This window comes from Brevundimonas sp. LPMIX5, from assembly GCF_003576505.1.
Lineage (GTDB): Bacteria > Pseudomonadota > Alphaproteobacteria > Caulobacterales > Caulobacteraceae > Brevundimonas > Brevundimonas naejangsanensis.
Genome location: NZ_QWTZ01000004.1, coordinates 88255 through 109165, shown reverse-complemented (window position 1 = coordinate 109165; position 20911 = coordinate 88255). Strand labels below are relative to the sequence as shown.

Sequence of the window (20911 nt, the reverse complement as noted above, 5' to 3'; positions counted from 1 at the left end):
TGAGAAAGCACGCTGGGGACGCATCTTTCGATACGCCCTTCGCTAAAGCCGCGCGGCTGATACCATGCAAGGCCGCAAGCCGCAACCAAGGGGCGCGGAACGATAACGCCGCACCCGCGCTCTCTTTGGTCGAAGATGAACCGGTCTAGCTGGAACCTCCAACCGAGCCTGCGACGATGACGACGCTTCAGATCGCTTGATGCGTGCTCACGCTCCCGTTACCGGAAAAGTCTTAACCTCCATCAGGAACCCCGATGCTTGAGAGCATAACCCCGCTGTTGACCGATCCTGCCGCCTGGGCGGCCCTTGTGACCCTGGTGGTCATGGAGGTGGTGCTGGGGATCGACAACCTGATCTTCATTTCGATCCTGTCGAACAAACTGCCGCCCGAGCACCGCCAGCGCACGCGGCGCATCGGCATCGGCCTGGCCCTCATCATGCGCCTGGGCCTGCTGGCCACCATCGGCTGGATCGTCAGCCTGACCACGCCCGTGTTCGACCTGGGCTTCCACGGCGAGACCTTCGACACCTCCTTCTCCTGGCGCGACCTTATCCTGATCGCTGGCGGCCTGTTCCTGCTGTGGAAGGCCACCAAGGAGATTCACCACGCCGTCGACGTCACCCCGTCGAACGACCTGCTGGAGAAGGACAAGAAGGACGTCGTCATCAACAACGTCGGCGCAGCCATCTTCCAGATCATCATTCTGGACCTGGTCTTCTCGGTCGACTCCATCCTGACGGCCGTGGGCATGACCGAACACGTGCCGATCATGATGGTGGCCGTCATCGCCGCCGTGACCGTCATGCTGCTGGCGGCCGATCCTCTGGCCGACTTCATCGACAAGAACCCGACCGTGGTCATGCTGGCCCTGGGCTTCCTGCTGATGATCGGCGCGGTGCTGATCGCCGACGGCTTCGGCGTGCATGTGCCCAAGGGCTATATCTACGCCGCCATGGCCTTCTCGGCCCTGGTCGAGGGTCTGAACATGTGGTCGCGCAACGCCAAAATCAGAAAGACTCAGGCCGAGGAAGCCGCCCGAGCCGCCCTCAACAAGGCTGAAACCGCCGAGCCCGGCGTCTAAACGTGCGTATCGGGCCGGTCCTGGCGATGCTTCTGCTGGCGCTTCCCGCGTCCGCGGCGGCGCAGACGCCGGGGCCGGCACCCTCTTCTTCCTCCGCCCACCCTGCGCCCGCGCCGGTTCCGGTCTACGGCTATGAGGTGGTGCAGACCTTCCCTCACGACCCGACCGCCTTCACCCAGGGCCTGGTCATCCGCGACGGCGTGCTGATCGAAAGCACCGGCCGCAATCCGTCCAGCGTGCGCCGCGTGCGGCTGGAGGACGGCGTCGTGCTTCAGAGTCGCGAGCTCGAGCCCGAGTTCTTCGGCGAGGGCCTGACCGAGAAGGACGGCCGGGTCTTCTCCCTGTCCTGGGTCAACGGGGTCGGCTTCATCTGGGCTGCGGACGACCTGAAGCCCGTCTCCCGCTTCGCCTATGCGGGGGAAGGCTGGGGGCTGACCCACGACGGCACGCGGCTGATCCTGTCCGACGGATCGGCGACCCTGCGCTTTCTCGACTTCGACACCCAGGCCGAGACGGGGCGTATCGCCGTCACCCTGAACGGCCGCCCGCTGCGCAAGCTCAACGAGCTGGAATGGATCGACGGCGAGGTCTGGGCCAACGTCTGGCAGACCGACTACATCGTCCGCATCGACCCGGCGTCCGGCCAGGTGGTCGGCGTCATCGACCTGACCGGTCTGCTGCCGAGGGACCAGGTCAAGGACCCGCTCGACGACGTGCTGAACGGCATCGCCTGGGACGCCGAAAACCGTCGCCTGTTCGTCACCGGCAAGAACTGGCCCAGCCTGTTCGAGATCAGGCTGACCGGGCCGAGGTAGGCCCCCTCTTTCCGCTCATCCCGGCGGACGCCGGGATCCAGTCCTTTGGCTGCAAACGACCGCGCCTGAGGCTCTCACTGGGCCCCGGCGTCCGCCGGGGTGAGCGGATTAAAAGAACGCGCTCAAGCAGCGAGCCGCCGCGCGGCGAGCGATAGCGCCCCTTAAAAAGAGCGCCCTACAAAAAGCTATAAGGATCCACGTCCACCGTCAGCCTGACGGCCCCCGGAACCTTCACCCGCGCCAGCCAGGCGCGCAGGAAGGCCTGCAGGTTCACATCTCGATCGGCCCGCACCAGCAGCCGCTTGCGGCGGCGCCCGCGCACCAAAGCCAGCGGCGCGTCGGCGGGGCCATAGACCTCCAGCCGTTCGGCGTTGGGGATGGCCTCGGCCAGGTCGCGAGCGACCTTCTCGACCGCCATGGCGTTCTCGCTGGACAGGATCAGCGCCGCCAGCCGACCGTGCGGCGGCAGCGACGCCGCCTCGCGCTCGGCCATCTCGGCCTCGACGAAGGCGTCGCGGTCGCCCGCCGCCAGCGCCTGCAGCACCGGATGCTCGGGCGTCCAGGTCTGCAGCAGGGCGCGGCCCGGCCGATCCGCCCGCCCCGCCCGCCCCGTGGCCTGAGCCAGCAGTTGATAGGTCCGCTCGGCCGCGCGCAGGTCGCCGCCGCGAAGCCCCAGGTCCGCATCCACCACCCCGACCAGAGTCAGGCGCGGGAAGTTGTGGCCTTTCGCCGCAGCCTGGGTGGCGACCAGAATGTCGATCTCGCCGTCGGCCATGCTCTGTATCAGGGCGCGGGCCGACTTGCCGTCCGGCGCCGTGTCCGAGCTGAAGACGGCCGTGCGCGCCTGAGGGAAGAGCTGACGCACCTCCTCCTCGACCCGCTCGACCCCCGGCCCGACGGGCACCAGGGAATCCTCGGCCCCGCATGACGGGCATGCCTTGGGCTTGGGCATGGAGAAGCCGGTCAAATGGCAGACCAGCCGCCCGGTGTAGCGATGCTCGACCAGCCAGGAATCCGTGTCCGGCGCCGTGAGCCGGTGCCCGCAGGCGCGGCACAGCACCACCGGGGCATAACCGCGCCGGTTGAGGAACAGCAAGCTCTGCTCGCCCCGCGCCAGCGTCTCGCCGATGGCTTCGCGTAAAGGTGCAGACAGCCAGGTCTGCGGGTCGGGCGGACATTCGCGCAGGTCGATCAGGCCGATCTCGGGCAGCACGGCCGCGCCGTGTCGCGCCGCCAGTTTCAGCCAGCGATACCGCCCCTGATGGGCGTTCCACAGCGTCTCCAGCGACGGGGTGGCCGAGGCCAGCACCACCGCCGCCCCCTCGATCCGCGCCCGCGCCACGGCCAGGTCGCGGCCGTGATAGACCAGCCCCTCTTCCTGCTTGAACGAGCCGTCGTGCTCCTCGTCCACCACGATCAGGCGCAGGTTGGCGTAGGGCAGGAACAGGGCCGAGCGCGCGCCGACCACGATGTTGCAGCGCCCGGCGACCACCGCCTCCCACGCCTGTCGACGGCGCGGCGGGGCGACGCCGGAATGCCATTCCGCCGGGGCGACGCCGAAGCGGGCGGTGATGCGCTCGATCACCGCCTGGGTCAGGGCGATCTCGGGCAGCAGGATCAGCACCTGCGCTGTCGGATCGGCCCGCAAAGCCTGCGCCGCCGCCTCCAGATAGGCTTCCGTCTTGCCCGAGCCCGTCACCCCGTCCAGCAGGAAGGGGGCGAAGCCGCCCGCCGCCACGGCCTCGGCGATGGCGGCCGCAGACGCCGCCTGATCCGGGTTCAGCGTCGCAGGCGCATGGTCGGGGTCGGGCGGGTCGAAGGCGGCGACGGCCTCGACCTCGAACGCCTCCAGCACGCCTTCATCGACCAGCCCCTTAACCACGCCGGAAGAGACGCCCGCCGCGCGGGCCAGGTCGGGGCCGGGCATGGAGCGCGCGCCCAGAGCCTCCAGCACCGCCGTGCGCGCCGCCGTGGGGCGGGCGGGGCTGCGCCCCTCGACGCGCCGCACCCGCCGCTCGGGCCGGGGCCGGGGCGCGCGCAGGCCCTTCAAGGCCGTGGCCGCCATCTCGCCGGGCGGGCTGAGGGTCCAGCGCGCCGCCCATTCGACGAAGTCCAGCGTGCGCTCCGGCAGGCGCGGATCGTCCAGCACCTGCTCGACCGCCTTCAGCCGCCGATTGGAGCCGGTCGTCTCGAACACCTCGGCCACCACGCCCCGGATCAGGCGCGGGCCCAGCGGCACGGCGACCTGATCGCCGCGCGCGACCGTCAGCGCCTCGGGGACTTCGTAGTCGAAGGCTTCCGGCACCGGCAGGGGGATGAGGACGGAGGCGACTTTCACCAAGCCTCTCCTCCCCATGCAATGGGGAGGTGGATCGGAGGCGCAGCCGACGAGACGGAGGGGTCGCTTGGTTCCGCCGTAAGCCCCTCCACCGCTTCGCGGTCCCCCTCCCCATGGAATGGGGAGGAGAAGAATCGGAGTCGCCCTTCGCGTTGGTCAGGGTTAGAACTCTTCCCCATGAAACTCTTTCTCGACACCGCCGACGTCGCCGTCATCAAGGACCTGCTGCCCACCGGGATGGTGGACGGCGTCACCACCAATCCTAGCCTGATCGCCAAGTCGGGTCGCAACATCGCCGAGGTCATCGCCGAAATCTGCGCCCTGGTCGAGGGGCCGATCTCGGCCGAGGCCGTGGCCACCGATTTCGAGACCATGGTCAAGGAGGGCGACAAGCTGGCCTCCATCGCCCCCAACGTCGTGGTCAAGCTGCCGCTGACCTGGGACGGCCTGCGCGCGACCCGCGCCTTCGCCGACAAAGGGATCAAGACCAACGTGACCCTGTGCTTCTCGGCGGCCCAGGCCATGCTGGCGGCCAAGGCGGGCGCGACCTTCATCTCGCCCTTTGTCGGTCGTCTGGACGATGTCGGCGCCGACGGCGTGGGCCTGCTGGAAGACATCCGCACCCTGTACGACATCCATGACTTCGGCACGGAAATTCTGGCCGCCTCGGTGCGCAATGCGGACCATGTGACCGCCGCCGCCCTGGCCGGCGCCGACGCCTCGACCATCCCGGCTGACGTTTTCAAGGCCTTGGTCAAGCACCCGTTAACCGACAAGGGTTTGGATGCCTTCCTGGCGGACTGGGGCAAAACCGGTCAGTCCATCCTGTAGTTTCTGACCCGATGAGAGGTCCCGCTTGAGCACTTCCCTGGACCTCTCTGCCGACCCGGCGGCCAATCCTTCCCTATCTGGCCTGCACTGGCCGCAGGTGCGCGCCTGGCTGGAAGATCACGCCGAGCATCTGCTGGACGACCGGGCCCTGCTGGAAGAGCTGGGCCTGACCGCCACGGGCCGCAACGTCGTCGACTTCGGCCGCGCCGCCCTGGCGCGGCTGGAGGCCGTGGCCCAACGCGAGGCCGGCGCGCGCAAGCTGATCGAAGAGATCGCCCGCGCCAACTTCGCCGCCCAGACCCAGACCCACGTCGCCGCCCTCGACCTGATGGAGGCGCGGACCCACGCCGAACTGGCGCGCCATCTGGACGCCGTGGCGCAGGGCCGGTTCGGTCTGGCGGGCGCCGCCGTGGCGATCGAGAAGCCGGGCGCCGTCCCCTTCGGCTGGAAGGCGCTGGAGCCGGGCCGCGTCGACGCCCTGCTGGGCGAGGACGGCCTGCACTGGCTCGGCCCCAACTTCACCGGCCTTGGCCTGTTCGGACCGGCCGAGGGCGAAGTCGCCTCGGTCGCCCTGGTGCGGATGAGCCTGAACGCACCCGGCGATGAGGCGCCGCGCGCGGCCCTGTGCGCCTTCGGTTCGAACGAGGACGACGGCTTCACCCCCGCCATGGGCTGTGAACTGGTGGCCTTCGTCGCCCGCGTCGTCGAACGCATGGCCGAGCGATGGCCGCTGGAAGCCTGACCTCGCAGGACGCTCTGGCCGCCTGGCTGGAGCATCTGGCCCATGAGCGGCGCCTGTCGCCGCGCACGCTGGAGGCGTACGGCCACATCGGACGGCTGTATCTGGCCTTTCTGGAGCGCCATCGCGGCGGGCCGCAGAGCGCGGCTGATCTTGGCTCGGTCACGGCGGCCGAGGCGCGCGCCCATCTGGCCGAGCGCCGCAGCGGGGATCGCCCGCTGAACGCCCGCTCGCTCAGCCAGACGCTGGCCGCCATCCGGGGCTTTCATGCCTTTCTCGACCGGCGCCTGGGCGTGGCGACGCCGCAGCTGGCCCTGGTGCGCGGGCCGAAGGTCAAGCCCTCCCTGCCCCGCCCGGTCAGCGAAGATCAGGCGAAAGGGCTGCTGCACGAACCCGAGGCTGATCTCGACATGGAGCCGTGGGAGGCCGCGCGCGACCGTGCCGTCCTGACCCTGCTCTACGGCTGCGGCCTGCGGATTTCGGAGGCCCTGTCGCTGAAGCGGTCTGACGCCCCCCTGCCCGACAGCCTTCGCATCACCGGCAAGGGCGACAAGACGCGGATGGTCCCCGTCCTGCCGCAGGTGCGCGAGGCGACGGACGCCTATCTGGCGCTGCAGCCCTTCGTCATCGACGCTGATCAGGCCCTGTTCCGCGCACGGCGCGGCGGTCCCTTGAGCGCCCGCCATGTGCAGGCGACGGTGCAGCGGCTCCGCGGGCGGCTCGGCCTGCCCGCCTCGGCCACGCCCCATGCGTTGAGGCACAGCTTCGCCACCCACCTGCTGGGGGCGGGCGCCGACCTGCGTTCGATTCAGGAACTGCTCGGCCACGCCAGCCTGTCGACGACGCAGAAATACACCCAGGTCGACGCCGCCCGCCTGCTGGCGGCCTACGCCCAAGCCCACCCGCGCGGGTGACCGTCTGAAGGCGGACTGTTCAGCGCATCGAAAAGGCGCCAGTTTCCTCCTCGGGGATCGATCGCGGAACGGGAGTTCACGCGCGTGCGCAGACCGATTCTCGTTTCCGAGTCTGATCGCCTCACGTCCAGCCGTCGAGCGGCCCTGACCCTGCTGGCCCAGACCTTGCTAGCCCAGACCGGGCTTCTGCTGGCCGCGCCCGCCTGGCCGCAAGAGGCGGCGGGTCCGGCGCCTCCGCCCGACGCCGAGGCGCGTCTGCTGACGAACCTTCTGACGCGCATCGGGGTCGAGGTCGATCTGAACGGGCGCAAAGCGCTGTTCGTCATCGACACAGGCGCGGAACGCAGCGCGGTCTCCGACCGGTTGGCGCAAGCGCTGGACCTTTCCTCCGGCCCGCCCGTCCTGGTGCACGGCATCACCGCCGCCCAGATGACGCCGACCGTACGCCTGCCGCATCTGGCCTTTTCCGGGCGGCGTTTCGCCGACCTGGTCCTGCCGGTCTTTCCCTCTGGACTGCTGGGCGCCGACGGCCTTCTGGGACTGGACGTGCTGTCGCGCTTTCGGCTGACGCTGGACCTGCGGCGGCGGCGCGTCATGCTGGCGGCCTCGGGCGCAGACGTCGTGCGGCGCGGCCTGTCCTTCGGCGGGCGGGCCAGCCGCGTGGGCCAGGACATCACCGATGTCCGCTCGGGACGTTTCAGCCAGTTGATCCTGACTCAGGTCGCCGCTGACGGCGTTCCGTCCGTCGCCTTCATCGACAGCGGCGCCCAGTATTCGATCGGCAATCGCGCGCTCATGCGGGCGCTGGATTCGCGGCTGGGACGGGTCGAGCGCCCCTTGTTGCGGGTCTATGGCGTGATCGGCCAATCCTTGCTGGTGCGGTCCGGCGAAGTGGCTGATCTAAGGCTGGCGCGGCGCGATCTGGGGCCGACACCCCTGCTGTTCGGCGATCTTCACGCCTTTCGTATCCTGAATCTGATCGAACGCCCCGCCCTGTTGCTGGGCGCAGACATCCTGACCCGGTTCAGCCAGGTGACGCTGGATTATGGGCGCGGAGCCGTGACCCTGGGCGGCCTGGTGCGGCGGCCCGCCGCCGTTCCCGGCCTCAGATCGCCCTGACCGCTCCGCCGTCCACCCGGATCAGCGAGCCGGTCACATAGCCCGCCAGCGGGCTGGCCAGAAAGGCGGCGACGGCGCCGAACTCTTCAGTTGTGCCGATGCGTCCGGCCGGGATGGTCTTGACCGATTCCGCGCGGGCCTCGTCAGGTTCGACGCCGGTGGCGGCGGCGCGGGCGGCATCCAGCCGCTCAATCCGCGGCGTGTCGATCCTGCCCGGCAGCAGGGTGTTGACCGTCACCCCATTGGCCGCGACCTCGCCCGCCAGCGTCTTGGCCCAGGCCGCCACGGAAGCGCGCAGGGTGTTGGACACGCCCAGCGTCCCGATCGGCTCGATCACGCTGGTCGAGGCGACGTTCAGCACCCGGCCCCAGCCCATCGACCGCATCCCCGGCATCACCCGATCGGTCAGACGGAAGACCGACAGCACCATGGCCTCGAACTGCTCGCGCCACAGCGCCGGGTCCAGCCCCGCCACGCCCGACGGCGGCGGCCCGCCGGTGTTGTTCAGCAGGATCTGGATCGGCCCGCCCAGTCCTTCCTCGGCGACATCCACCGCCTTCAGCAGGGCGTCGTGATCGGCCAGATCGGCGGGCGCGATGATCGCCCGGCCCGGCCCCATGGCGTTCAGGTCATCGGCCACGGCCTGCAGCTTGACCGCATCGCGCGACAGGAGAGCCACATGCGCGCCTTCGGCCACAAGAGCCGTCGCCACCGCGCGGCCAAGTCCGCTGGAGCCGCCGCAGATCAGGGCGCGCTTGCCGGTGAGTTGAAGGTCCATGCTGTTTCCCCTGCTTCAAGAAGCTTTGGCCGCTGACATGGGCGCAGGCGCGGCCGATTGCGAGGCCCGTCGACCAAAGTCGCGGGAGAGAGAAGGAAACTAGCGCAGCACCTCATCCGAGCTGACCAGCCGCACGTCGTGCATCTGATTCAGATAGGCTTCGTAGTAGCCCTTGTGAGAAGCGCCGACGATGGTCAGCATCCGCGTGCCTGGATAACGTCCCAGCACGTCGCGCATATTGGCGACCATGCGCAGGTTCCGCGTCTCCCAGTAGCCGAGATAGCGACGCCCGAACGCCTGCGGCGAGGGCTCCACATGGGTCGCGCCGAAATCCGAACGATAGACGACCATCTGCGTGTCCGGCGTGTTGTAGTCGCGATAGATGTTCAGCACGCCGTCCGGACGCTCCAGGTCGACATACAGCCGCTGGTCTGCGTCCTTGCGCGCCTGGACATAGGGATTGTCCCAGGCCGCCATGATCGCCTTGGCCTGCGCCTCTTCCTCATCAGGCCGGGTTGCAGAGTCCGCCGTGTGATCATCGACCGCCCACAGGCGCTCATGCCCCAGCCGCGCCGCCAGTACGGCCGCGACCAGGTCGACCTCGTTCTTCCGGGTCATCCGGCGGTCCAGGGCAGCCGCCATTTCCGCCGTCAGGCTGTCGCCCGCCACCCGCTCCGTAGCGGGCAGACGAAGCCATTGCACCGAGGCGGAACCCGGCTCTCCCGCGGCGAGGAAGAGCGCCGCCAGACGTCGCCGATCGGCCGCCGTCGGCGCCTCGGGCCAGGCCTCCAGCAGACGCTCCACCTCGGCGTTGGCCGTCGGCACGTCCATGCCCAGCGCCCGGCCTTCGTCGGACGGGTCATAGCAGAAGGCCTCGACCGATTCCGCATAGCGGGACGGATAGCGCCGCATGAAGTCGCACTGCAGGCCCGACAGGTTTTCGACGGCGATAGCGGTCGGCCGCCAGGCCTCCAGTCGAGTCAGCAGCGGCTGAAGCTGTTCGGCGCGGAAGCTGTCCGGCAGGTCGGACAGGTGCGGCGAACCCAGCACCAAAACCTCATTGAAGGCGCCCGCCGGTGGGCCTTTCAACTGGTCCGGATGAAAGGTGGGGCGATAGTCCTGCGCCGTGGCGACAGAGCCGATCATCGCCCAGGTCGCCGCCGTCAATCCGATCGCCAGACGCATCATTTCACCTTCGCTCCCGTTGTTGCGCGGGAAAACTGAAGGCAGGCTCAGGCGCCGACAAGTTAAGTTTCAGCAACGAAAACGGCGCGCCCCATGCAGGACGCGCCGTTCTGATTTCAGCCGGAAAACCCGGAAAGGCTTACGCCTGCATCGTCCAGCCTTCGACGCCCATGGCCGCCTGACGGAAGGCTTCCGAGCGGGTCGGGTGCGGGTGGCAGGTGCGGGCCACGTCTTCCGAGGCGCCGCCGAAGGCCATCGTCATGCAGGCTTCGCCGATCAGCTCGCCCGCCTGCGGGCCATAGATGTGGACGCCGAGAACCTTGTCCGTCGCGGCGTCGGCCAGAACCTTCACGAAGCCCTCGGTCTCGTGGTTGATCTTGGCGCGGCTGTTGGCTGCGAAAGGGAATTTACCCTTCTTGTAGTTGACGCCCGCGGCCTTCAGCGCCTCTTCGGTCTTGCCGACCCAGGCCACTTCCGGGCCGGTGTAGATGACCGACGGCACCAGGTCATAGTCGACGTGGCCCGGCTTGCCCGCGATCAGCTCGATCACGGCCACGGCGTCTTCCTCGGCCTTGTGGGCCAGCATCGGGCCGTGCGTCACGTCGCCGATGACCCAGACGCCCGGCGCCGAGGTCTTGAAGTGATCGTTGGCGATGAAACCGCGCTGATCCGGCGTGACGCCGACCGTCTCCAGCCCCAGACCGGCGGTGTAGGGACGGCGGCCGATGGCGACCAGCACCACGTCGCCCTTCAGGGTTTCAGCCTCGCCGCCCCCATTTTCGCTTTTCTTGGCGGGCTCCAGCGTCAGTTCAACGCCGTCCTTGGAGGTCTTGGCGCCGGTGACCTTGGTGCCCATGCGGAAGGTCATGCCCTGCTTGGTCAGGCCGCGCTGGAAGGCGGTGGCGACTTCGCCGTCCATGCCCGCGCCGACCTTGTCGAGGAACTCCACGACCGTGACCTGGGCGCCCAGACGACGCCAGACTGAGCCGAGCTCAAGGCCGATGACGCCCGCGCCGATGACGATCAGATGCTTGGGAACCTTGGGCAGGAACAGGGCGCCGGTGCTGTCGATGACCTTGCCGTCCTCGAAATCGACGCCCGGCAGCGGGGTCGGCTCGGAGCCGGTGGCGATGACGATGTTCTTGGTGTCGAGCGTGGTCTTGGCGCCGCCCTCGGCCTCGACCTCGACCTTGCCCTGACCCGCGATGCGGCCGAAGCCCTTCACCACGTCGACCTTGTTCTTCTTCATCAGGAATTCGATGCCCTTGGTCAGGGCCTCGACGCTGTCGTCCTTGGCCTTGTGCATCTGGGCCAGGTTCAGCTTGGGCTTCACCTCGATGCCGATGCCGGCGAATTCGTTGTTGGCGGCCTCATACAGTTCCGAGGCGTGCAGCAGGGCCTTGGACGGCATGCAGCCGACGTTCAGGCAGGTGCCGCCCAGCGTGGAGCGCTTTTCGACCAGGGCGGCCTTCAGGCCCAGTTGTCCGGCGCGGATGGCGGCGTTGTAGCCGCCCGGCCCGCCCCCGATGATCACCACGTCGTAGGTCTGGGAAGCGGCGTCGGCCATGAGGTCCTCTGACTTGTTCGGGCGCCGGGCAGGCGCTGAAAAAAGAAGCGGCGCGGACACTAGCGCCAGCCCCGGCGGGGTCAACCGCCACGGTCCATATAGGCCCTGATCCCGGCGAGGGCCATGCCGAGAGAAGCAAAAGGCCGGGCGTCGCCGCCCGGCCTTCCGTTTTCAGCCGCAATGAACCGATCAGTATTTGAAGCGCACGCCCATGAAGACGTTGTAGCCGAACTTCTCATACTCATAGGTCCGCTCGCGCGAGCCGTAGTAGCGGACGCCCGCCGTGTCGGTCAGGTTCTTGGCCTCGCCGAACACCTCGATCCCGTTGCCGAAGTCGTAGGAGGCGGTGAAGTCCAATTGGCCGCGCCCTTCGACCCACAGGTCTAGGCCAGGATTTTCGGCGTTGATCTCTTCCAGATAGTCGCCGCGATGGGTGTAGGACACCCGCGCGCTGAGGCCGCTGCGCTCATAGAAGAGGGCCAGATTATAGGTGGCGTCCGACTGGCCCGGCAGGGTGAAGCGGTCGCGCCCGCCATAGGTCCGGCTGGTTTTGATCTCGGCGTCCGTCAGGGTGTAGTTGGCGAAGACGCCGAAGCCCGACGCCCAGCCCGGCAGGAAGTCGAAGGTCTGCTGCCAGTTGAACTCAATGCCCATCAGGTGGCCGTCCGGCGCATTGAGCGCCTCCGTGATGGTCGCTACTCCCGTCGGCGACGGCTCATAGGGCGCGCCGTCGGTCACCAGAGTGAAGCGGTAGTTCGACAGGTCCTTGTAGAAGGCGTTGGCCGAGACCACGCCCAGCGGCCGCAGATAGTATTCCAGTCCCGCGTCGATGTTGTTCGACAGGGTCGGCTTCAGGTCGGGATTGCCGCGCGACACGGTGGTGCGGCCGCTGTCGGTGGTATCCAGAACACGCGGCACGATGTCGGTATAGTCCGGCCGCGAAATGGCCCGCGTCAGGGCGAAGCGGCCGACCAACTGCTCGCTGAAGCTATGGCGCAGCGTCAGATTGGGGAAGAAGTCGGTCTGGTCGCGCTGAACCGTCACCCTCACCGGGTCGCCTGACGCCGGGACGTTGAGCGCCGAACCCTCGAAGTCCGTCTTCTCGACGCGCAGGCCGACCAGGACATTGGTCGCGCCGACGTCAAAGCGCGCCTGGCCATAGGCCGCCAGCACATCTTCATTGGCGGTGTAGTCGGCCGTGATCGACTGGGGGATTCGGCGCACGTCCGCGGCCGGATCGGGATTGGTCGACGCCGCGCGAACACGCTCGAAATAATCCGCTATCTGACCGTGATCCAGCTTGTAGCCGAGGCGGTAGTCATAGTTCTGCGACTCGCGGCCCGACAGCAGCGGCCCCATGTCGCCGGGGCTGACAGCGGCGTTGCGGTCGCGGAAACGCTCCTCGTCGGCCGCTACGTCGCGGGTGCTGTATTTGGCGCCGAACTTCAGCGTGACTTCGCGGTCGCCGATGACGGCAGGCAGCTCATAGTTGGTCCTGAACGCCACATCTTCCTGCGTCGTCGCGTTCGAGCGGAAGCTGTTCTCGCGGAAGCTGTAGTTGGCGGCGTTCAGATAATAGCCGTTCGGGTCGGCGAAGGCCGAATAGGTCGGCTGATAATGGTCGCTCGTGTCATAGCTCAGAGTCTGCGATCCTGAGCGGAAGACCAGTTCGTCACGATGCGGATAGGTCTGCTCGCTCTTGGCCCACGACAGGGCCGCATCCCACACGGCGCCGTTGCCGAAGGTGCGCTCGACGCCGGTGTTCAGGGTGGTGATCTGGTTGTTCTGCGTGCGGTGACGCAGCGCCTTGTAGATGCGCGCGCCGGTGAAGGTCGCCGCATGATCGGTCGCGCCCGCCTGGATCTTGCCGTCCGAATAGCCGAACCGCAGCGTGTCGCGGTATTCATCGTCCTCGAACTCGGCGTATGAACCGCGCACCCAGGCGCGCAGATTGTCGCCGGGGCGCCATTCCAGGGCGCCGGTCAGGGCCTGACGCGTGCGTTTGGTCTCATAGTCCTTGAACAGCGTCTCTTCGATCAGATAACGGCCGGAATCTTCGTCATAGACCCAGGCGTTCTCCACGTTGTCGGGGCGACGGTTGGTCTCCGAATAGCTGAGCGACAGCAGGGCGCCGAAGGTCTGGTCCGGGCCGAAAACGTCGGAGATCGTCGCGCCCGCCCGCGTGTCCGAGCCGCCATAATCGTTATAGCTGCCGCCCGCATAGCCGCTGACCGCCAGACGGCGCTTGTCGAAGGGGGAGCGGGTCTTGATCTCGACCGCCCCGGCGATGGAGTCGGCGTCCTGAGACGGGATCAGGGTCTTGGAGACCTCGACGCTCGACACGATGTCGCTGGGCAGGGTGTCCAGGTCGACGGCGCGCGTCGTCGGGCTGACCGCCGGAATGGCGACGCCGTCGACGGACACGGCCGTAAAGGAAGACGGCGCCCCGCGCACGTTGATATAGCGGCCCTCGCCCTGGTCGCGCTGAATGGCGACGCCCTGCACCCGCTGCAGCGATTCCGCCACGTTCGGATCGGGATAGCGGCCGATGGCGTCGGCCGACAGGACATTGACCGTGCCGTCGGCGTTCTTCTGCTGGTTCAGCGAGCGAGCCACGCCGTCGGTGATGACGCCGTTGACCACGACGTCGGCCACAGCGACCGCATCGCCGGATCCCATCATGACGGTGACCGAGGTCAGGCGGCCCGGCGCGGCGGCGACGGTCTGCGTCGCGGTCGGCAGGCCGATGTAGCGCGCCTCCAGCGTCACCTGACCGGAAACCCCGCCCAGATTGAACTCGCCCTGGCTGTTGCTGACCGCGCGGCGTCCGCTGGCGCGATCGATGATCTCGACGCCCGGCAGCGGCGAGCCGTCGGCGCTGACGACGCGCCCGATCAGACCGTCGCCCGCCACAGCCGCCACGGCGGCCGGGGCCGCGTCGACATCAGCCGCCACATCAGCAGCCTGAGCGGTCACGGCGAAAATAAGCGGCAGGCTCGCCGCGCTGAGAAGAAGTCCGAGCTTCATGTGCTTGTCCCCGACGCCCGGCGCCGCATCTGGCGCTCCGGTTCTGGCGGGGAGGGCTAATGCGCAGCGGCGACGCGGCAGCGACGGTTTGACGAAAAGGAATCTGCGCGCGGAACACGGAACCGCGACAGTTGATCCCGGCCCGGACCATTCTCTATCAGTCGTCGCCAAATCGCGTCAGCGACGGCGGTCAGTCCTTATGACTGCTGACCGCCTCCCCCAAGGGCGGGAGATTGAAGGCGTCTACTCCCGCCACTCCCGCCGCCTGAGCCGCCAGCATTAAGGCGTCTGCGCCGCCAGCGTCGCTAGACAACAGAAAGGGCCGTCCCTTTCCTCGTTCAAAGACAGCGCCTGACCAGAAGAAACGGCCCTGCCTGACGCGACGGAAGTCAGACCATACCATCCGCTCCACGCGTCCCGTGATCCACCGTACAGACACTCCGAACTCGTCGAAGCGGGCCAGCACCCCTATCTGAGTTCCGACGAGCAGCACGCCGGATCCAAGGAAACACACGACGAGAGCAAGCCACCAAGCCAACTGCCCGTTCGCGGACAAGTCGCTCCCGAATGCACCCAACGACAGAATGAAAGAACCAAAGGCTATGCTGACAACGCCAAGGCCAAAAACTTGAGACGATCCCCGGATTTCACCTGGGCGCACGCGACGAAGCAATCTGAAACCCCAGGCGCTCAAACCGATGGCGCTCAGAATAAAACCCGTCACGCCCAGCTTGATCAAATGAACGGGGATATTCTCAAGATTCACCGCCTGCCCCTTTTAAAGGATGCCAACGTCGACCAGGGCGCCGGAAAGATCAATGACCGCCAAAACGAAAATCGGGGCCGGCGGTCTTCCCGCTGGCCCCGGATTTCATACTCGACTGGAGCGGGCGAGGCGATTCGAACGCCCGACCCTCACCTTGGCAAGGTGATGCTCTACCCCTGAGCTACGCCCGCACTCCGTTGGGAGCGATGTGCTGCTCCCCGTCGAGGAAGGGGCGTATAGCGGACCGGCTTCGGATCGCGCAAGCCCCTTTTTCGATTTTCGCTCAATCCGTCGATATTTTTCGAATAGCCCTGAAACTTCACACGAAAACGGCCCCCGAAACGCCCGCATGGACGCCTCGGAGGCCGCTTCAAAGCAGAGCTGTCAGCCCCTTATGCGCGCTGCCCGCTCAAGCAGCGAGCCGCCGCGCGGCGAGCGTTAGCGGCCTTCAGCCGCCTCGCTTAGCGAGGGGCGAGGCGTATAGCCCCGTCCAGACGAATGCACTCGCCGTTGATGTAGGTGTTCTCGGCCAGATGCAGGGCCAGGGCGGCGTAGTCGGCCGGCGTGCCCAGACGCTTGGGGAAGGGGATCATGGCGGCCAGGGCGTCCTGCACCTTCTGATCCATGCCCGCCATCATCGGCGTCCACATGATGCCCGGCAGGATGGTGTTGACCCGCACGCCCTCGTTCATCAGGTCGCGCGCCACCGGCAGGGTCATGGCGTAGACGCCGCCCTTGGACGCCGAATAGGCCGCCTGGCCGATCTGGCCGTCCTGGGCCGCGACCGAGGCGGTGTTGACGATCAGGCCGCGCTCGCCGTCTTCCATCGGCTCCAGCGTGACCATGCCCGCCGCCGACTGCGACAGGACGCGGAAGGTCCCGAACAGGTTGATCGAGACGGTGCGCTCGAACTGGGCCATGTCGTGGGCGCGGATCTCGCCGGTGTCGCGCTGGCGGCTGACGGTCTTCTGGCCCGTGGCGATGCCGGCGCAGTTGACAGTCAGACGCTCTTGTCCGTGAGCGGCGCGGGCCTTCTCGAACCCGGCCTTGACGCTGTCGTCGGAGGTCACGTCGACCTTGCAGAAGACGCCGCCGATCTCCTGGGCGATGACCTCGCCGCGCTCTTCGTTCAGGTCGAACAGGGCGACCTTGACGCCCTTGGCCGCCAGGGCGCGCGCCGTACCTTCGCCGAGGCCCGAAGCCCCGCCCGTCACCACCGCCGCGATCGAAGCGTCGAGTTTCATGGAAGTCGTCCTATATTCGATTGAACCGAGTGCTCGTGCGAGGATTTAGCGGCCATGACCGCAAAGACCAACGGGGTGTCGCCCAATGACGCCATCAATCCTGAGAAAGCCTTGGTTCCCGCCGTGCAGAAGGTGAACGAGATGCGCGTGCGCAAGGGTTTCTGGCCCAAGATGCGGCGCACCGCCGCCCGCATCCCCTTCGCCCAGCAGGCGGTCGCCGCCTGGTACGCGGCCCAGGATCCAAAGACACCGCTGGCGGCCAAGGGTCTGATCCTGGGCGCGCTGGCCTATTTCGTCATGCCGGTGGACGCCATTCCCGACGTCTTCGTCGGCATCGGCTTCACCGACGACGCTGCGGTGATCGCCGCCGTCCTGGCCACCCTCGGCGCCCACCTGAAACCCCGCCACCACGATCAGGCGGCGCAGGCGCTGAAGCGGTTGCGGGAGGACGAGGAATAAATCCTTCTCCCCTTGGATCGATCAATCCTCGACCTTCACCACGATTTTGCCGACAGCCGTGCGGTCGCTGAGCGCCTGAATGGCCTCATGGGCGCGTTCCAGCGGGAAGGTGCGGCTGACGCGCGGTTTGATCTTGCCCTCGGCGTAGAGCTGCATCAGTTCGGCCATGTTCGCGGCATGAGCCTTGGGATCGCGGGCGACGGCCGCGCCCCAGAAGACGCCGACCACCGACACCGACTTCAGCAAGGTCAGGTTCAGCGGCAGCGACGGAATACCCGCCGGGAAGCCCACCACCAGATAGCGGCCGTTCCAGTCCATCGCGCGCAGGGCCGGTTCGGCGTAGTCGCCGCCGACGCCATCGAACACCACATCGGCGCCGTCGCGGCCGGTCGACAGCTTGAACTCGCCCGACAGCGCCTTCTGGGCCGCCTTGTCCATCGGGCCGGAAGGGTAGATCAGGCCGTTGTCGGCCCCCAGCTCCAGCGCGAACTCCACCTTGTCGTTGGTCGAGGCGGCGGCGACCACGCGCGCGCCCATCGCCTTGCCCAGCTCGACGGCGGCCGCGCCGACGCCCCCTGCCGCGCCCAGCACCAGCAGGGTCTCCCCCGGCTGCAGCTGCGCCCGATCCTTCAGGGCGTAGTAGCTGGTGCCGTAGGTCATAATGAAGGCGGCGGCGGTCTCATAGTCCATGCTGTCGGGAATGGGGATCAGGGTCTCGGCCCTGACCTTCAGCCGCTCGACCATGCCGCCCCAGCCGGGCACGGCGACGACGCGCTCGCCCCGGAACACGCCCTTCACCCCCTCGCCGACGGCGTCGACCACGCCCGCGACCTCGGCCCCCGGCGCGAAGGGACGCTCAGGCTTGAACTGGTATTTGTCGGCGATGATCAGGGCGTCGGGATAGTTGACGCCCACGGCCTTGACCTCGATCACCACCTCGCCCGGTCCGGGCGTGGGGTCCATGACCTCCTCGACGACGAGCGTTTCCGGGCCGCCGGGGGCCTTGGACAGGACTGCGCGCATAAGAACTCTTTTCAGCTATCCCCCGTCGACCGTGGCGCCGACACGCCGGTGACGCTAATCAGCCTGCGGCCCGATGCAAAGAGGCCGAATGGGTTCTGAGGAGACGATCATGGCGAAACCCGCCCTCATCCTTCACGGCGGCGCCGGCGCCCGACGCGAGCGCAACTACGACGCCGAGGTCGCCAACATGCGCGAGGTGGTCGAGGCGATGAAGGCGCGGCTGGACGCCGGAGCCTCGGCGCTGGACGCAGCCGTCGAGGCGGTCGTCATGCTGGAAGATTCCGGCCTCTATGTCGCCGGACGTGGCGCCTCGCCCAATCTGGCGGGCGAATATGAGCTGGACGCCAGCCTGATGGACGGCGCGACCGGCAAAGCCGGGGCCGTCGCCGCCCTGCAGGGATTCCGCAACCCGGTCGTCGCCGCCCGCGCGGTGATGGATCGCACGCCCCACGTCATGCTGGCCGGGAACGGCGCCGCCCGCTTCGCCGCCGAACAGGGCCTGACGCGCGTGGAGGACCCCGCCGCCTGGTTCACCGGCGCCGGCAAGGGCGAGGACAACCACCCGCCCAGCATGTTGAGCCACGGCACCGTCGGCTGCTGCGTGCTGGACAGCCAGGGCCGCCTGGCCGCCGCCACCTCGACGGCGGGCGTGTTCGGCAAGATGCCGGGCCGCGTCGGCGACACTCCCATTCCCGCCGCCGGAACCTGGGCCGACGAGCACGCCGCCGTCTCCTGCACCGGCCAGGGCGAGTATTTCATCCGCGTCGCCGCCGCCGCACGCACCGCCTTCGGCGTCGCCGCCGGTCAGTCGCTGGCCCAGGCCTCTCAGAGCGTGGTCGACCGCATCGGCGCCCTGGGCGGCGACGGCGGCCTGATCGCCCTGGACCGCGAGGGGAACATCGCCGCCCCCTACAACAGCCAGGGCATGAAGCGCGCCTGGCTGACGACCGACGGCGCGATCAGCGTCGAGGTGTTCGGGGGATAAACAGCCTGCTTCCGCCCATCTTCAACAGAAGCTGACGTCTCGCCCTGGCTATAGGCGCAGACGGTAGGCGCCCCCTTGGGAACCATAAGCTTTGCCGGGCGCTTGGCCCCCATGCTGACAACCAAGATGAACCCGCGCGTCTTCTGGGGAGCCAGCGCCATCGCGGGAGGGCTTCTGCTGCTCGCCCTGATGGCGCCCGCTACGTCCGACCTTCTGTTCGGGCGCGCCCAGGCCTGGGTCATCGACACCTTCGGCTGGTTCTACGTGGCCTCGGTGGCGGGCTTCCTGCTGTTTGTGACGGTGCTGGCGGTCGGGCCGACCGGACGGCTGAAGCTGGGGCCGGACGATGCCGAACCGGACTTTCCCTACGTCTCCTGGCTGGCCATGCTGTTCGCTGCGGGCATGGGCATCGGCCTGATGTATTTCGCCGTGGCCGAGCCGGTTCAGCATTACATCGCCCCGCCCGAAGCCCAGCCCGGCACGCTGAACGCCGCGCGCGAGGCCATGGTCATCACCTATACCCACTGGGGCGTGCATGCCTGGGCCATCTACGCCGTGGTCGGCCTCAGCCTGGGCTATTTCGCGCACCGGAAGGGTCTGCCCCTGACCATGCGGTCAAGTCTCTATCCCCTATTGGGCAAGCGGGTGAATGGTTGGCTGGGCGATGCGGTCGACATCTTCGCCATCTGCGGCACTCTGTTCGGCATCGCCACCTCCCTGGGGCTGGGCGTCGCCCAGATGAACTCAGGTCTCAACTACGTCTTCGGGGTGTCCAGCACTGTGGTGATGCAGGTCTCCCTGATCGCAGTGGTCATGGGCGCAGCGACGATTTCAGTGCTGACAGGCGTAGACAAGGGCGTGCGGCGCCTGTCGGAGTTGAACCTGGTGCTGGCCGTCTGCCTGATGCTGTTCGTGCTGGTCACGGGGCCGACGCTGTTCCTGCTGCGGGCCTATGTGCAGAATTTAGGCCTCTATCTGGATCATTTCTTCGTCCGCACCTTCACCCTCTACGCCTATGAGCCGCGCGCCTGGATGGCGGACTGGACGTTGTTCTACTGGGCCTGGTGGATCGCCTGGTCGCCGTTCGTGGGCATGTTCATCGCCCGCATCTCGCGCGGGCGGACCGTTCGGGAATTCCTGATCGGCGTGCTGCTGGTGCCGTCGGCCTTCACCTTCCTGTGGATGACGGTTTTCGGCAACACCGCCATGAGCCTGGATCTGGGCGGGGCGGCGGGGGCGATCTCGGACGCCGTTCAGGCGGACCTGTCGACGGCCCTGTTCCGCTTCCTGGAGTATCTGCCGGGCACGGCGATCACATCGGTTCTGGCCATCGCCCTGGTCGCCGTCTTCTTCGTCACGTCGGCGGATTCAGGCTCTCTGGTGATCGACACCCTGGCCTCGGGCGGCGCCGAGGACACGCCGCGTTGGCAACGCATCTACTGGTGCGTGCTGCAGGGGCTGGCGGCCGCCCTGCTGCTGCTGGCCGGCGGGCTCGGCGCCCTGCAGGCGGCGACACTGGTGGCGGCCCTACCCTTCGCCGTCATCATGATCCTGGCCTGTTTCGGCCTGGCGCGGCAGATGACCGCCGACCTGAGGGGCGAGGCCGTCGAGACCGAGGCGGCGCCGCTGCGCGAACAGCTCAAGCGTATCCTGGCCCCCGCCAGCCGCCGCGATATCGATCGCCAGATCGCCCGCCACGGCGCCCCGGCGCTGGAAGAGGTGCGCGCCGCCGTGGCCGCCGAGGGGCTGGAGAACAGCGAAGTTCAGAGCGACGACAACGGCGTCTGGCTGCGGGTCGAGCACGCCAACGGGCGGGACTTCCTGTATCGACTGGGCGCCCGGTCGCGACCTCGTCCAGCCCTGACCGCGCTGGAGGCGCCCGAAAGCCGCCGCGCCCTGGAATGGCGGCTCAGCGCCGTGACCGGCGACGGCACGCGCCCGCGCGACGTGACCGGCTTCACCCGCGCCCAGATCGTGGCGGACGTGCTGGAGCACCTGCAAAGGTGGCGACTGGCCGCCTAGGTCAGACTCCCCCTTGG

At 67.9% G+C, this 20911-nt stretch carries 17 protein-coding genes and 1 tRNA gene; 9 read left to right on the top strand and 9 right to left on the bottom strand.

Annotated features, from left to right (window positions below; translation table 11 throughout):
• The first annotated feature begins 254 nt into the window (after positions 1–254).
• Entirely contained in the window at positions 255–1082 is an 828-nt protein-coding gene (locus D1604_RS05555; RefSeq protein ID WP_119412557.1) for a TerC family protein, read from the top strand.
• Between the two features lie 26 nt (positions 1083–1108).
• Positions 1109–1897: a glutaminyl-peptide cyclotransferase gene (locus D1604_RS05550; protein ID WP_119412759.1), complete on the top strand. Its 789-nt coding sequence runs from the start codon at positions 1109–1111 to the stop codon at positions 1895–1897.
• Between the two features lie 175 nt (positions 1898–2072).
• Here the strand turns inward: D1604_RS05550 and D1604_RS05545 are convergent, their stop codons facing one another.
• On the bottom strand, positions 2073–4253 hold the full coding sequence (locus D1604_RS05545; RefSeq protein WP_199683703.1) for a primosomal protein N': 2181 nt from the start codon (positions 4251–4253) through the stop codon (positions 2073–2075).
• 159 nt (positions 4254–4412) lie between these two features.
• On the opposite strand from D1604_RS05545, the gene fsa reads away from it, so the two are divergent.
• The 4 genes from fsa to D1604_RS05525 all read left to right on the top strand — a co-directional run bounded on the left by fsa (position 4413) and on the right by D1604_RS05525 (position 7838).
• The gene (gene fsa / locus D1604_RS05540) at positions 4413–5066 is read left to right on the top strand and encodes a fructose-6-phosphate aldolase (protein WP_119412556.1); all 654 of its coding nucleotides are present in this window, start codon (positions 4413–4415) and stop codon (positions 5064–5066) included.
• A 25-nt stretch (positions 5067–5091) separates the two neighbouring features.
• Positions 5092–5808, top strand: coding sequence for a DUF484 family protein (locus tag D1604_RS05535; RefSeq protein ID WP_199683701.1), 717 nt, complete (start codon positions 5092–5094; stop codon positions 5806–5808).
• Complete coding sequence (locus tag D1604_RS05530) at positions 5790–6719, top strand: tyrosine recombinase XerC (RefSeq protein WP_119412555.1); 930 nt, start codon at positions 5790–5792, stop codon at positions 6717–6719. The genes D1604_RS05535 and D1604_RS05530 overlap by 19 nt, the downstream gene beginning before the upstream one ends.
• Positions 6720–6803: 84 nt before the next feature.
• A complete protein-coding gene (locus tag D1604_RS05525; RefSeq protein ID WP_158584917.1) occupies positions 6804–7838 on the top strand; it encodes a pepsin/retropepsin-like aspartic protease family protein in 1035 nt (344 codons plus the stop codon).
• On the opposite strand, the gene D1604_RS05520 is transcribed toward D1604_RS05525, so the two are convergent.
• From D1604_RS05520 to D1604_RS05490, 7 genes are all read right to left on the bottom strand, one after another.
• A complete protein-coding gene (locus D1604_RS05520) occupies positions 7825–8616 on the bottom strand; it encodes an SDR family oxidoreductase (RefSeq protein WP_119412553.1) in 792 nt (263 codons plus the stop codon). The two genes, D1604_RS05525 and D1604_RS05520, sit on opposite strands and share 14 nt — an antisense overlap.
• Before the next feature lie 99 nt (positions 8617–8715).
• Complete coding sequence (locus D1604_RS05515) at positions 8716–9804, bottom strand: DUF5694 domain-containing protein (RefSeq protein ID WP_233551911.1); 1089 nt, start codon at positions 9802–9804, stop codon at positions 8716–8718.
• A 136-nt stretch (positions 9805–9940) separates the two neighbouring features.
• Entirely contained in the window at positions 9941–11368 is a 1428-nt protein-coding gene (gene lpdA / locus D1604_RS05510) for a dihydrolipoyl dehydrogenase (RefSeq protein ID WP_119412552.1), read from the bottom strand.
• A gap of 189 nt (positions 11369–11557) precedes the next feature.
• The gene (locus D1604_RS05505; RefSeq protein WP_119412551.1) at positions 11558–14395 is read right to left on the bottom strand and encodes a TonB-dependent receptor; all 2838 of its coding nucleotides are present in this window, start codon (positions 14393–14395) and stop codon (positions 11558–11560) included.
• 190 nt (positions 14396–14585) lie between these two features.
• Positions 14586–15161: a hypothetical protein gene (locus D1604_RS05500; RefSeq protein ID WP_147399881.1), complete on the bottom strand. Its 576-nt coding sequence runs from the start codon at positions 15159–15161 to the stop codon at positions 14586–14588.
• Positions 15162–15277: 116 nt separating this feature from the next.
• Positions 15278–15352: transfer RNA gene (locus tag D1604_RS05495), tRNA-Gly, on the bottom strand.
• 270 nt (positions 15353–15622) lie between these two features.
• Positions 15623–16405 carry an SDR family oxidoreductase gene (locus D1604_RS05490; protein WP_119412549.1) on the bottom strand — a complete coding sequence of 261 codons (783 nt, stop codon included), beginning with the start codon at positions 16403–16405 and terminating at the stop codon, positions 15623–15625.
• Between the two features lie 54 nt (positions 16406–16459).
• On the opposite strand from D1604_RS05490, the gene D1604_RS05485 reads away from it, so the two are divergent.
• The gene (locus tag D1604_RS05485; RefSeq protein WP_024355156.1) at positions 16460–16864 is read left to right on the top strand and encodes a YkvA family protein; all 405 of its coding nucleotides are present in this window, start codon (positions 16460–16462) and stop codon (positions 16862–16864) included.
• A gap of 21 nt (positions 16865–16885) precedes the next feature.
• On the opposite strand, the gene D1604_RS05480 is transcribed toward D1604_RS05485, so the two are convergent.
• A complete protein-coding gene (locus tag D1604_RS05480; protein WP_119412548.1) occupies positions 16886–17887 on the bottom strand; it encodes an NADPH:quinone oxidoreductase family protein in 1002 nt (333 codons plus the stop codon).
• Between the two features lie 109 nt (positions 17888–17996).
• Between D1604_RS05480 and D1604_RS05475 the strand changes: the two genes are divergently transcribed.
• Positions 17997–18872, top strand: coding sequence for an isoaspartyl peptidase/L-asparaginase family protein (locus tag D1604_RS05475; protein WP_199683699.1), 876 nt, complete (start codon positions 17997–17999; stop codon positions 18870–18872).
• Between the two features lie 111 nt (positions 18873–18983).
• Positions 18984–20894, top strand: a complete 1911-nt coding sequence (locus D1604_RS05470; RefSeq protein WP_119412546.1) for a BCCT family transporter — start codon at positions 18984–18986, stop codon at positions 20892–20894.
• The last annotated feature ends 17 nt before the right edge of the window (positions 20895–20911 follow it).

Excerpts from the sequence above, each read along its gene's own strand:
- D1604_RS05555 (WP_119412557.1), top strand. The coding sequence starts at position 255 with ATGCTTGAGAGCATAACCCCGCTGTTGACCGATCCTGCCGCCTGGGCG.
- D1604_RS05550 (WP_119412759.1), top strand. The coding sequence starts at position 1,109 with ATGCTTCTGCTGGCGCTTCCCGCGTCCGCGGCGGCGCAGACGCCGGGG.
- D1604_RS05545 (WP_199683703.1), bottom strand. The coding sequence starts at position 4,253 with ATGGGGAGGAGAGGCTTGGTGAAAGTCGCCTCCGTCCTCATCCCCCTG.
- fsa (WP_119412556.1), top strand. The coding sequence starts at position 4,413 with ATGAAACTCTTTCTCGACACCGCCGACGTCGCCGTCATCAAGGACCTG.
- D1604_RS05530 (WP_119412555.1), top strand. The coding sequence starts at position 5,790 with ATGGCCGCTGGAAGCCTGACCTCGCAGGACGCTCTGGCCGCCTGGCTG.
- D1604_RS05520 (WP_119412553.1), bottom strand. The coding sequence starts at position 8,616 with ATGGACCTTCAACTCACCGGCAAGCGCGCCCTGATCTGCGGCGGCTCC.
- D1604_RS05515 (WP_233551911.1), bottom strand. The coding sequence starts at position 9,804 with ATGATGCGTCTGGCGATCGGATTGACGGCGGCGACCTGGGCGATGATC.
- lpdA (WP_119412552.1), bottom strand. The coding sequence starts at position 11,368 with ATGGCCGACGCCGCTTCCCAGACCTACGACGTGGTGATCATCGGGGGC.
- D1604_RS05505 (WP_119412551.1), bottom strand. The coding sequence starts at position 14,395 with ATGAAGCTCGGACTTCTTCTCAGCGCGGCGAGCCTGCCGCTTATTTTC.
- D1604_RS05490 (WP_119412549.1), bottom strand. The coding sequence starts at position 16,405 with ATGAAACTCGACGCTTCGATCGCGGCGGTGGTGACGGGCGGGGCTTCG.
- D1604_RS05485 (WP_024355156.1), top strand. The coding sequence starts at position 16,460 with ATGACCGCAAAGACCAACGGGGTGTCGCCCAATGACGCCATCAATCCT.
- D1604_RS05480 (WP_119412548.1), bottom strand. The coding sequence starts at position 17,887 with ATGCGCGCAGTCCTGTCCAAGGCCCCCGGCGGCCCGGAAACGCTCGTC.
- D1604_RS05475 (WP_199683699.1), top strand. The coding sequence starts at position 17,997 with ATGGCGAAACCCGCCCTCATCCTTCACGGCGGCGCCGGCGCCCGACGC.
- D1604_RS05470 (WP_119412546.1), top strand. The coding sequence starts at position 18,984 with ATGCTGACAACCAAGATGAACCCGCGCGTCTTCTGGGGAGCCAGCGCC.